This is a genomic window from Pseudoalteromonas sp. 20-MNA-CIBAN-0454 (assembly GCF_040308685.1).
In the GTDB taxonomy this organism is placed as follows: Bacteria; Pseudomonadota; Gammaproteobacteria; order Enterobacterales; family Alteromonadaceae; genus Pseudoalteromonas; species Pseudoalteromonas nigrifaciens.
In genome coordinates this window covers 32,374-43,910 of the sequence record NZ_JBEOOB010000006.1, presented here as the reverse complement: position 1 = coordinate 43,910, position 11,537 = coordinate 32,374, and the positions used below count along the sequence as shown (strand labels likewise).

Below are 11,537 nucleotides of genomic sequence, written 5' to 3'. Positions count from 1 at the left end.
TTTAATAGCATGGTTAAAACAATTAAAAAAACAGCCTTAATGACCCTATCTCGTTATCACCTTGCAGCGCTAATTATTACAGTGACCTTTATAGACTCGATGTTTATTCCGCCTGTATTTGGCATACAGTGGCACAGCCAAAAATTTACCTATGAGTTGTCTACTTACCTAGTTTGGATAAAGCTGATATTGGTAAGTATTGCTACTTATGTGTTGATAAAAAGCATCAGTAAAACAAGCAAACATACTGTTCAAGCAAAATTAGTTAGCTTGCTATTGTTTATAATGGCAGGGTTGCAAATTGTAGCACTTGGGCTTACATGTATTTGGTATGTCATTGTTGGCAGTCAAGCGCAATTTTATCAGCAGCAGGAAAATATAGTAGCGTATACCAGCGATGTAGGTGCATTTGGCAGTGCGTATCATTACTTTGGTTATCAGTGTGTGGGTGAATATGGTTTTTATACATACATGCCAATAGCCACTATCGATTGGTTACGGGACATGTCATTTTATGAGAAAAACAATCAGCTAATTATTCGTTATTATGATTTTAAAACGAAAAATCAGCAGGTAAAACAAATAGACTTACATGGCTTGAGTTGTAATGGGTGATTGTAATACACAATGCCGGCTAAATAAAAAGCGCTAAACCCACAAGGGCTTAGCGCTTTTAAATATACAATTAAAGTTCAGCTAAAACACTTAACTTTAAAGTGTCGTTGGGTTTCGCTGCGCTCTACCCAACCTACTTAACTATTCATCATCAATTGAGCGAAGCAGGGCGTTGATGCCTACTTTTTCGCGTGTTTGCTGATCTACTTTTTTCACTATAATTGCAGCGTACAGGCTGTGGCTACCGTCTTTTGATGGTAGTGCGCCAGGGACTACTACTGCGCCTGCTGGTACGCGGCCGTAGTGAATTTCACCGGTTTCACGGTCATAAATACGGGTACTTTGGCTGATGTAAACGCCCATTGAAATTACCGCGCCTTCTTCAACAATTACACCTTCTACTATTTCAGAGCGTGCGCCAATAAAACAGTTGTCTTCGATGATGGTTGGGTTGGCTTGTAATGGCTCTAAAACGCCGCCTATGCCTACGCCACCCGATAAGTGTACGTTCTTACCAATTTGTGCACACGAGCCTACAGTAGCCCATGTATCAACCATGGTGCCGTCGTCAACGTATGCGCCAATGTTTACATACGATGGCATAAGTACCACGTTTTTACCTACAAAGCTGCCTTTACGCGCAACAGCATTAGGCACTACGCGCATGCCGCCTTGTTTAAATTGCTCCGGCGTGTAGTCGCTAAATTTAAGTGGTACTTTGTCGTAAAACTGATTTACGCCATCGTCCATTGCTTGGTTTTCGCGAATACGGAACGACAGTAAAACCGCTTTTTTAAGCCATTGATGTACTACCCATTCACCCGATATTTTTTCAGCAACGCGTGCTGCGCCACTGTCTAGCAGGTCAAGCGCGTCAATAATGGCTTGTTTTACTTCAACAGATACTGTGCTTGGGCTAATGCTATCGCGGTTATCCCAGGCGTTTTCGATCATCGTTTTTAAATCTGACATAGTGTCCTCTTATTCGGTTTCTGCGTTGAGTTTTTTACGCAATGCTTGATGAATTTTGGCTTGTTCTTCGTCTGTAAGTGCTTGGTACTCGTTATTAGAGACCACGAAGAAATCTTCTGCGCGCTGCCCCACTGTGGTAATACGCGCAGCGTGTATGTGTAATAAGTGTGCTTGAAAAACTTCGGCTATTTTAGTCAATAAACCAGGTATATCAATTGCTTGGATTTCAATTAGGCTGCGATCTTTACGCGGATGCGGGCGCAGCACAATTTTAGGTTTTATATTAAAGTCTTTAAAGCGTTGCGAGCGATTCTTTTTAAAGCGAATTTTTTTACGCGGCTCAAACAAGGCTTGCTCTAGGGCGCGTTTAATTGATTGTGCTCTGCCACTGGCAATTGGCTCGCCATTTACTTCTAAAATAACAAAGTTAAATAGTACGTAGCCATCTTTGGTGGTAAGTACTTGCGCGTGCTGTATTTGCGCTTTTTTAGAACCAATAACACTCACTAAGCGGGCAAATAAAGGCCCAGAGTAAGGGCTGTATACAAATACTTGGGTGCCACCGTGCATCGCTTTATTTGATACGATTACACTCGGTTGACTTAAATCTTCGCTATTAACTAAATGCTGGCTGTGCCATGAAATTTGCTGTTCGCTAAAAGCGGTAAAGTAATTGGCTTTAAAGCGGCTCCAAATTAAATCAATTTGGTCTTCCATGTAGCCTAAGTTGAGTAATCGCTGTTTAGCTTGATGCTTTTTGTCGCGAATTTGGTCGCGTTGATCCATTGGATTTTCAAGCCCTAAACGCAGTGCGTGTTGCGTATGTAAGTAAAGCTCACGCAGCAGGGTGTTTTTCCAATCGTTCCATAAATTGTCGTTGGTGGCACGTATATCGGCAACGGTTAAGCAATATAAATAATCAAGTTGGCGCTCTGTTTTTACTCGTGTGGCAAAGTCTTTAATAACTCCAGGGTCGTTTATATCTTTACGTTGTGCGGTAACCGACATAAGTAAATGATTACTAACCAGCCATGCGATTAGTTTACCATCGGCGACAGAAAAGGCATGTAACTTTGCAAAGGCTAGTGCGTCAACAGCGCCCAGCTCTGAGTGGTCGCCACCACGGCCTTTGGCTATGTCATGAAATATACCCGCTAAATAAAGTAGCTCAGGTTTATCCATACGAGTGACTATTTCACTACAAATAGGAAATTCGCTGACACCGGTTTTATCAAAGTACTGATAAATATTATTTATTAATCTGTGGGTGTGCTCATCTACTGTGTAGGCATGAAATAAGTCAAATTGCATTTGCCCAAATATGTTTCGCCACTGCGGTAAATAAGCAGCCAGCATGCCGTGTTTATGCATTAAGGTAAACGCACGGCCCATACCATTGGGGTGCTTTATAAGACGTAAAAAAGCTTCGCGACAGGCAGCGTAATCTTGTAAGTCGCCCAGTAAACGGCGGCGCACTTGGCGAATAGTGCGAATAGTGCTGGGATAAATGTGCGTTATTTCTGGGTTTTCGGCAATATGCTCAAATAACATAAAAAGCTGATCGCGCCTAAAAAATACCGATGGGCTTTTTACTTTAATTTGATTGCCAATACGCTCAAAATTGCGATCAAGCTCTTGAATAATAGGTTGATGGTGTTTTGGCGAAATACTTTGTTCAAAGTACGCCAGCAGCATCAGGTTTAGCTCGCGTACGCGGCTCATTATTCTAAACAAACGCTTCATCATGCGCTCAACTGACGATTTACCATCGCTACCAAACCCCAGAATTTCGGCGGCTTGCGGTTGGTGATCAAACAGTAAGCGGTTTTCTGAACGCCCAGCAGCCAAATGCAGCGCAAAACGAATATTCCATAAGTTTTCTAGGCACTCTGAAAGCTCTTGAAACTCTTCGTGAGTAAGGTAGCCATGGCTAATAAGCTCTTGTAGGGTTTCTGCTCTAAAGTGTTTTTTAGCAACCCAAATAATGGTTTGCAGATCGCGCAGGCCACCGGGGTTTTCTTTTATGTTAGGTTCGAGATTATACGCTGTGCCGTGGCATTTTCGGTGGCGTAAATGTTGCTCTTGTACTTTGGCTAAAAAAAACTCATTTGAGCGCCACACTGGCGTGTCAATTATGTGGTTTTTTAGCTTTTCAAATTCTATATGATTACCAAAAATAAGCCGGCTTTCTAATAAGCTGGTGGCAAAGGTAACGTCTTCACGTTTTTGCTCTATGGCTTGCGCTATAGTGCGAACACTGTGCCCAATCTCTAAATTGAGATCCCAAAGCATGGTAACAAACTGACCTATTTTTTCGCTGATTTCAGCGTTTGGTTGTTGTGTTACTAGTAGCAAAAAGTCGATGTCGGAATAGGGGTGTAACTCACCTCGTCCATAACCACCTACGGCTATAAGTGCTAGGTCGGGTTCGTGCGCTAAATCATAAACATGAAACAGTTTGATCAGCAAACGATCTATGAATTCAGCCCTGGCATTAATTAAATTACCAACCGGTTGTTTAGAAAACTCATTAAAAAGCCATTTATAAAAATAGCTAGAACAATCGCGATAATCACTAAGTTGCTCTGCGTCGCTAAGCAACTTTTTTACTTTGTTGGGTAATGCCACCGGGGCTGATTCCTTATTTATACGAGTTCATTTTGATAAATAAATAGCTATCAAGTTGAACGGGTATTTTAATGCTCAATGATCCTGTCGATTGTATCATCTGATCGTAGCGTTAAAATTTCAACACCATTTTCAGTTACTAACAAAGTATGTTCCCACTGGGCTGACAAGCTACGGTCACGTGTAACCACAGTCCAATCATCTTTAAGTAGTTTACATTGGCGTTTGCCCGCATTGACCATAGGCTCAATAGTTAAACACATGCCGGCTTTTAATACTTCGCCAGTACCTGCTTTGCCATAGTGCATTACTTGTGGCTCTTCGTGAAACCCTGCGCCAATACCATGGCCACAGTATTCACGAACAATTGAGTAGTTGAAGCTTTCAGCATATTTTTGAATTGCTTCGCCAATATCGCCTAAACGCACACCTGGTTTTACCATTTTAATGGCAAGGTAGAGGCTTTCTTGTGTTACTTCTGCAAGGCGTTTACCTTGAATGTTAGGGGTACCAACATGGAACATTTTAGAAGTGTCGCCGTGGTAGCCATCTTTAATTATGGTAACGTCAATATTAATACTGTCGCCATCTTTTAATGGCTTTTCGTTTGGAATACCATGGCAAATAACATGGTTTACAGAGGTACAAACTGATTTTGGAAAACCATGATAATTTAATGGAGCAGGGATTGCTTGTTGCACATTAACAATATAATCATGACAAATTGTATTTAGCTCATCGGTGGTCACGCCCGGCACTACATATGGGCCGATCATTTCAAGTACATCTGCCGCTAAGCGCCCAGCTACGCGCATTTTCTCTATTTCTTCAGGGGTCTTAATAATAGCGCTCATTGAAGCTCCAAAGTTGAGTTTTTAACATTTATCGTCGCACAATTTTTGCACGCGATGTTGAGTATTTAATTTTAATATGGTATAAAGCGCGCCGTCTTTTTACAAATAAATTATTTAATGATTTTTTGTATTTAAGGCAAACACAATTTTATTTTAACACACACACGTATCGTCACATACACTTGGGTGCATTAGAAGTTTAAATACTTCGGTGTTGGTGCTATGGGATATGTGGAGGCCTAACCCTAAACAACTATAGAGGATCTATAAAATGGCAAACGTTTCAATGCGCGATATGCTTCAAGCTGGTGTTCACTTTGGTCACCAAGCACGTTACTGGAACCCTAAGATGAAGCCTTTCATCTTCGGCACACGTAACCGTGTACATATCATCAACCTTGAGCAAACTGTACCAATGTTCAACACTGCACTTAAGTTTTTATCTGGTGCTGCTGCAAACAAAGGTAAAGTTCTTTTCGTTGGTACTAAGCGTGCAGCAAGCGAAGCAGTGAAAGAATCTGCAATCGCAAGCGACCAGTACTATGTAAACCACCGTTGGTTAGGTGGCATGTTGACTAACTGGAAAACAGTTCGTCAATCAATCAAGCGTCTTAAAGACCTTGAAATACAAAGCCAAGACGGTACTTTCGAGAAGTTAACTAAGAAAGAAACGTTAATGCTTAACCGCGAAATGGAAAAGCTTGAGAAGAGCCTTGGCGGAATCAAGAACATGGGCGGTCTTCCAGACGCGCTTTTCGTTATTGATGCTGACCACGAGCACATTGCTATCCGTGAAGCTAACAACCTAGGTATTCCGGTTGTTGCAATTGTTGATACTAACTCGAACCCAGATGGCGTTGATTTCATCGTACCTGGTAACGATGATGCTATCCGTGCGGTAAGTCTTTACACTAACGCTGTTGCAACTGCGATCACTGAAGGCCGTGAGAACACACTTGTTGCTCAAGCTGAAAAAGACGATTTCGTAGAAGCTGAGTAATTAGCTGTCTTCAAGTCTTCATCTTTTAAAGGTGAAGACTTGCTATTCTTGTAGAGCGGGTAACCCGCTTATCTAAACCTGATTCAGATTTGAGGAATTACTAATGGCTGTAACTACTGCCCTAGTTAAAGAATTACGCGAGCGTACTGGCGCTGGCATGATGGATTGTAAAAAAGCGTTAACTGAAACTGATGGCGACATCGAGTTAGCGATTGAAAACATGCGTAAAAGTGGCGCGGCTAAAGCAGCTAAAAAAGCAGGCAATATCGCTGCTGAAGGCGCTATCATTATCAAGAAAAATGGTAATGTTGCAGTGCTAGTTGAAGTTAACTGTCAAACAGACTTCGTAGCTAAAGACGTAAGCTTTTTAGCGTTTGCTGATAAAGTAGCAGAAGCTGCAATTGCAGACACTGTGACTATCGAAGACTTACAAGCTAAGTTTGAAGAAGCACGCGTTGAGCTAGTAACTAAAATTGGCGAAAACATTAACGTACGTCGTCTACAGTACATCACGGGTGAAAACCTAGTTGAGTACCGTCATGGTGATCGTATTGGTGTTGTTGTTGCTGGTGTTGCTGATGAAGAAACACTTAAGCACGTTGCAATGCACGTTGCTGCATCAAGCCCTGAGTACTTAACTCCTTCAGACGTTCCTGCTGATGTTGTAGCTAAAGAACAACAAGTACAAATCGAAATCGCGATGAATGAAGGTAAATCTGCTGAAATCGCTGAGAAGATGGTTGTTGGCCGCATGAAAAAATTCACTGGTGAGGTTTCTCTTACTGGTCAAGCTTTCATCATGGAACCTAAGAAAACTGTTGGCGAAATTCTTAAAGAGAAAAACGCAACAGTTACTAGCTTCGTACGTGTAGAAGTTGGTGAAGGTATCGAAAGAAAAGAAGAAGATTTTGCTGCTGAAGTTGCTGCACAAATCGCTGCTGCTAAAGCTAAATAAGATTAACTATTTGTGTAGGGAGTAAAAAAGACATGCAATTAATGTGTTATTTGCTTTTGCTTCACAGCTAGAAATTCTTTAAAATAACCGCGCTTTTATGTTTAACATAAGCGCGGTTATTTTTTATCCATTTTTTATAAAAGTTGGCCCCAATACTATGACTATCAATCGTAAACCTATTTTTAGACGCGTTCTTCTCAAATTAAGCGGTGAAGCTTTAATGGGAGATGAAGGCTTTGGCATCGACCCTAAAGTGTTAGACCGCATGGCTCAAGAAATTAAAGAGCTCGTAGAGCTCGACGTAGAAGTGGGTTTAGTTATTGGCGGTGGAAATTTTTTACGCGGTGGCTCGTTAGCAGAAGCAGGCATGAATCGTGTTGTTGGCGATCACATGGGTATGCTTGCAACCGTAATGAATGGTTTGGCAATGCGTGATGCGCTGCATCGTGCATTTGTAAACTGTCGTTTAATGTCGGCTATTCCACTTCATGGTATGTGTGATGCGTACAATTGGGCTGAAGCAATTAGTTTATTAAAAACGGGCCGCGTAGTTATTTTTGCAGCCGGTACGGGTAACCCATTTTTCACTACCGACTCAGCAGCCTGTTTACGTGGTATCGAAATTGAAGCCGATACGGTAATTAAAGCGACTAAAGTAGATGGCGTTTACAGTGATGACCCAGTTAAAAATCCAGATGCGACACTTTATCGTCATTTAAGTTACAATGAGATAATTGAGAAAGAATTGAAAGTAATGGATTTAGCGGCATTTACATTAGCACGCGATCATAATATGCCATTGAGCGTATTTAATATGAATAAATCAGGCGCATTAAAACGTGTTATTATGGGTGAAGAAGAGGGAACCCTTATTTCTTCACAAGCCTCAGATGAAGTAATTAAATAGATTAGGATTAAACTGTGATTAACGATATTCAAAAAGATGCGCAAGAGCGCATGCAAAAGAGTGTAGCAGCACTGGGCAGCCAGTTATCTAAGATTCGTACTGGTCGTGCTCATCCTGCATTGCTAGATGGTATTATGGTGTCGTATTATGGCTCGCCAACACCGTTAAACCAAGTTGCTAACGTAACAATTGAAGATTCACGTACACTGGCTATTGGTGTATTTGATAAGTCACTTGCGCAAGCGGTAGAAAAAGCAATAATGGCATCTGACTTAGGTTTAAACCCTATGTCAGCAGGTTCAGTTATTCGTGTACCATTGCCAGCATTGACTGAAGAACGTCGTAAAAACTTAATTAAAATTGTTCGTGGTGAAGTTGAAGGCGGTCGTGTTGCAGTACGTAACATTCGTCGTGACGCGAATGGCGATTTTAAAAACTTATTGAAAGATAAAGATATTTCTGAAGATGAAGCGCGTCAAGCTGAAGAAGCAATTCAAAAGATGACCGATAAATTCATTAAAGAAATGGATACTCAATTAGCAGCTAAAGAAGCTGAGTTGATGGAAATCTAAGAAACTAATACGCTGCACTTGGGGTAATAGATTGAACCTATTGCAAGTAAATTCAACGCAGTTAGCGTTAAAAATAGCCACTTGAAATAGATTTATTATCCCGAGTACAGGTTAAATTTATTAGTTTTGAAACGCCGGCTGGGGTATACTAGGCGGCGTTTTTTTATGGAATACTCAATATTTATGGTTCTAGATGCTGACACAATTTCACAGCAATGTTTACCTAAACATGTAGCTATCATCATGGATGGTAACGGGCGTTGGGCGCAAGCCAGAAATAGACCGCGTGTGTTTGGGCATAAAAAAGGTGTGGACGCAGTTCGTCAATCTGTACAGTTTTGTACTAAATTAGGGATACAATCGTTAACCTTATTTGCTTTTAGTAGTGAGAACTGGCGTCGACCTGAAGACGAAGTAAAAACGTTAATGGAGCTTTTTTTATTTGTACTTAGTAAAGAAGTTAAAAAGCTGCATAAAAACAATGTAAAACTGACCATTATTGGAGACTTATCGCGGTTTTCTGAAAGCTTACGCAGTAAAGTAGATACTGCTCAAAAGCTTACAGCAAATAATACCGGGCTGCATTTAAATGTTGCTGCAAATTACGGTGGACGTTGGGATATGGCTAATGCTGCTAAACAACTTGCAGAGCAAGTTGCACAGGGGCAATTAGACCCAGCCGATATTACAGAAGAGCGTATAGCACAGTACATGAGTATGGCAGATCAGGCCGAGCCTGATTTACTAATTCGTACTGGTGGCGATGTCAGAATTAGTAACTTTTTACTCTGGCAAGCAGCTTACGCTGAACTTTACTTTACCGACACACTGTGGCCTGATTTTAATGAAGCAGCATTTGCTGAGGCCATAGCGTGTTACGTTGCCAGAGAGCGACGATTTGGTTGTACGGGCGAACAAATAAAACAATTACTCGCTCAAACCTAAATAGAATAAGGGTCATAATTTTGTTAAAACAACGCATTCTAACCTCACTCGTGCTAGCACCATTAGCGCTTGCTTTGGTTTTTTACACCCCACTGACATTATTTAGTTATTTTGCGGGTGCAATTGTATTAATGGGCGCATGGGAATGGTCTGCTTTTATGGGGCTGTGCAATAAACTTAAGCGCAGCGCTTTTGTACTTTTAGTTGCCGCTTTGCTAGCGTTACTAAACCTGCACTGGCCAATCGAATCACTTTGGCAAGATGGCAAATTGGTAGGTGATGCAAATTACTTATTTACGCTGTCGTTTGCATGGTGGATTGTTGCTAGTTATTTAGTATGGCGCTACCCAGAAATGGCTAAAGCATGGAACGAAGGCATAGTAATGCGCGGTATTGCCGGATTACTAACGTTAGTGCCTTTATGGTTAGCCCTAAATACGCTGCGCAGTGCGCAATATAACGAATCTAGTCATTTTGGCTCTATGCTTATTTTAGTGGTTTTAGGAATCGTATGGAGCGCCGATATTGGTGCCTACTTTACAGGTAAAAGCTTTGGTAAGCGTAAGCTCATGCCAAAAGTAAGCCCAAATAAAACTATTGAAGGTTTAGCCGGCGGCGTTGTCGCTGCAGTTATATTTGTGCTTACATTTTGTCATTTTACCGACGTAGATTTAATTGTATGGCCAATTTACGCCATTATGACTGTGTTTATTGCCTTGTTTTCAGCGGTGGGTGATTTGCTTGAAAGCATGTTTAAACGCGAAGCAGGACTTAAAGACAGCGGTAATTGCTTGCCAGGACATGGCGGGATTTTAGATCGTATTGATAGCCTAACCGCAGCCGCACCTATGTTTGTAATGTGTTATGCGTGGACTTTGAGTTTATGAGTAAAAAGCAGCAACTGGTAATTCTAGGGGCTACAGGCTCTATTGGCCTTAATACCTTAGATGTTGTGGCAAGAAATACTCAGCAGTTTAGTGTTTTTGCATTAGCTGCTGGGAAAAATGCTAAAAAAATGGCTGAGCTATGCATTGCGCATCAGCCACGCTATGGCGTTATGGCAACACAAAGCGCTGCTAAGCAATTGTCGTTATATTTAAGTAATACGCCATGTAAAACGCAGATAATGCATGGTGAGCAGGCTATGAGCGAGCTGTGTGGGCATCCAGAGGTTGATGCTGTCATGTCGGCAATTGTCGGCGCTGCAGGGTTGTTGCCGACGTTAAGCGCAGTAGAAGCCGGAAAAAAAGTACTGCTCGCCAATAAAGAATCTTTGGTAATGTCGGGTCAGTTGTTTATTGATAAAGTAAAACAACACAAAGCGACATTGCTACCAATAGACAGTGAACATAACGCTATTTTTCAATGTTTACCGTACTCTCTACAAAATGCGCAAGGCGATCAACACCTGCAATCTCATGGCGTAAGTAAAATATTACTTACCGGATCAGGCGGCCCATTTTTAACCCGTGATATAAATACCCTTAAAGATGTAACCATAGCAGAAGCCGTGGCGCACCCTAATTGGTCTATGGGACAAAAAATATCGGTAGATTCAGCCACCATGATGAACAAAGGGCTTGAGTTTATTGAAGCTAAATGGCTGTTTAACTGCGACCCGAGTGATATTGATGTGGTTATTCATCCACAGAGTATAATTCATTCTATGGTGCAATATCACGACGGCTCAATTTTAGCGCAAATGGGTAACCCTGATATGCGTACCCCAATTGCCCATGCATTAGCTTACCCTGAGCGCATAAATGCAGGGGTTAAGCCGTTAAACTTTTCAGATATTAGTGACTTTTCGTTCACTAAACCTGACTTTTCTCGTTACCCTAATTTACAACTAGCGATTGATGCGTGTAGCGCAGGGCAAGGCGCAACAACGACAGTGAATGCCGCAAACGAGATCGCGGTAAGTGCATTTTTAAATGGTGAAATTGGTTTTACCGATATATACACAATAAATGCACAGACTCTCGAAGCGGCCACGTACACCAATGTGCAAAGCTTAGATGAAATTTTAGAGTGCGATAGATTAGCGCGTTTAAGCGCATCGCAGTTTATAACAAAAGTGACGCATTAA

Annotated in this window: 11 protein-coding genes; 8 read left to right on the top strand and 3 right to left on the bottom strand. The window is 41.5% G+C overall.

The window, feature by feature from the left end:
* Nucleotides 1-39 precede the first annotated feature (39 nt).
* On the top strand, nucleotides 40-615 hold the full coding sequence (locus tag AAEZ22_RS04365) for a hypothetical protein (protein ID WP_147207655.1): 576 nt from the start codon (nucleotides 40-42) through the stop codon (nucleotides 613-615).
* 141 nt (nucleotides 616-756) lie between these two features.
* On the opposite strand, the gene dapD is transcribed toward AAEZ22_RS04365, so the two are convergent.
* The 3 genes from dapD to map all read right to left on the bottom strand — a co-directional run bounded on the left by dapD (nucleotide 757) and on the right by map (nucleotide 5,069).
* Nucleotides 757-1,587 carry a 2,3,4,5-tetrahydropyridine-2,6-dicarboxylate N-succinyltransferase gene (gene dapD / locus AAEZ22_RS04360; RefSeq protein ID WP_011328697.1) on the bottom strand — a complete coding sequence of 277 codons (831 nt, stop codon included), beginning with the start codon at nucleotides 1,585-1,587 and terminating at the stop codon, nucleotides 757-759.
* Nucleotides 1,588-1,596: 9 nt separating this feature from the next.
* A complete protein-coding gene (glnD, locus tag AAEZ22_RS04355) occupies nucleotides 1,597-4,215 on the bottom strand; it encodes a [protein-PII] uridylyltransferase (RefSeq protein WP_352296280.1) in 2,619 nt (872 codons plus the stop codon).
* 68 nt (nucleotides 4,216-4,283) lie between these two features.
* Entirely contained in the window at nucleotides 4,284-5,069 is a 786-nt protein-coding gene (map, locus tag AAEZ22_RS04350) for a type I methionyl aminopeptidase (protein WP_058373790.1), read from the bottom strand.
* A 271-nt stretch (nucleotides 5,070-5,340) separates the two neighbouring features.
* Here map and rpsB point away from each other — a divergent pair, with 271 nt between their 5' ends.
* The 7 genes from rpsB (at nucleotide 5,341) to ispC (ending at nucleotide 11,537) form a co-directional block, all read left to right on the top strand.
* Nucleotides 5,341-6,069 (top strand): 30S ribosomal protein S2, encoded by a 729-nt coding sequence (gene rpsB / locus AAEZ22_RS04345; RefSeq protein ID WP_011328694.1) that lies wholly within the window; start codon nucleotides 5,341-5,343, stop codon nucleotides 6,067-6,069.
* A 103-nt stretch (nucleotides 6,070-6,172) separates the two neighbouring features.
* Nucleotides 6,173-7,024, top strand: a complete 852-nt coding sequence (gene tsf / locus AAEZ22_RS04340; RefSeq protein ID WP_011328693.1) for a translation elongation factor Ts — start codon at nucleotides 6,173-6,175, stop codon at nucleotides 7,022-7,024.
* A 157-nt stretch (nucleotides 7,025-7,181) separates the two neighbouring features.
* On the top strand, nucleotides 7,182-7,931 hold the full coding sequence (pyrH, locus tag AAEZ22_RS04335) for a UMP kinase (RefSeq protein ID WP_011328692.1): 750 nt from the start codon (nucleotides 7,182-7,184) through the stop codon (nucleotides 7,929-7,931).
* A gap of 50 nt (nucleotides 7,932-7,981) precedes the next feature.
* Entirely contained in the window at nucleotides 7,982-8,503 is a 522-nt protein-coding gene (frr, locus tag AAEZ22_RS04330) for a ribosome recycling factor (RefSeq protein ID WP_011328691.1), read from the top strand.
* Nucleotides 8,504-8,668: 165 nt separating this feature from the next.
* The gene (gene uppS, locus AAEZ22_RS04325) at nucleotides 8,669-9,448 is read left to right on the top strand and encodes an undecaprenyl pyrophosphate synthase (RefSeq protein ID WP_011328690.1); all 780 of its coding nucleotides are present in this window, start codon (nucleotides 8,669-8,671) and stop codon (nucleotides 9,446-9,448) included.
* Nucleotides 9,449-9,468: 20 nt separating this feature from the next.
* Entirely contained in the window at nucleotides 9,469-10,335 is an 867-nt protein-coding gene (locus tag AAEZ22_RS04320) for a phosphatidate cytidylyltransferase (protein ID WP_352296277.1), read from the top strand.
* Nucleotides 10,332-11,537 (top strand): 1-deoxy-D-xylulose-5-phosphate reductoisomerase, encoded by a 1,206-nt coding sequence (gene ispC / locus AAEZ22_RS04315; RefSeq protein WP_338411800.1) that lies wholly within the window; start codon nucleotides 10,332-10,334, stop codon nucleotides 11,535-11,537. Before AAEZ22_RS04320 ends, ispC begins: the two co-directional genes overlap by 4 nt.

Bases quoted from the DNA above. Each gene is read 5' to 3' on its own strand.
- uppS (WP_011328690.1), top strand. From the start codon at position 8,669: ATGGAATACTCAATATTTATGGTTCTAGATGCTGACACAATTTCACAG.
- frr (WP_011328691.1), top strand. From the start codon at position 7,982: ATGCAAAAGAGTGTAGCAGCACTGGGCAGCCAGTTATCTAAGATTCGT.
- dapD (WP_011328697.1), bottom strand. From the start codon at position 1,587: ATGTCAGATTTAAAAACGATGATCGAAAACGCCTGGGATAACCGCGAT.
- AAEZ22_RS04365 (WP_147207655.1), top strand. From the start codon at position 40: ATGACCCTATCTCGTTATCACCTTGCAGCGCTAATTATTACAGTGACC.
- rpsB (WP_011328694.1), top strand. From the start codon at position 5,341: ATGGCAAACGTTTCAATGCGCGATATGCTTCAAGCTGGTGTTCACTTT.
- ispC (WP_338411800.1), top strand. From the start codon at position 10,332: ATGAGTAAAAAGCAGCAACTGGTAATTCTAGGGGCTACAGGCTCTATT.
- map (WP_058373790.1), bottom strand. From the start codon at position 5,069: ATGAGCGCTATTATTAAGACCCCTGAAGAAATAGAGAAAATGCGCGTA.
- tsf (WP_011328693.1), top strand. From the start codon at position 6,173: ATGGCTGTAACTACTGCCCTAGTTAAAGAATTACGCGAGCGTACTGGC.
- pyrH (WP_011328692.1), top strand. From the start codon at position 7,182: ATGACTATCAATCGTAAACCTATTTTTAGACGCGTTCTTCTCAAATTA.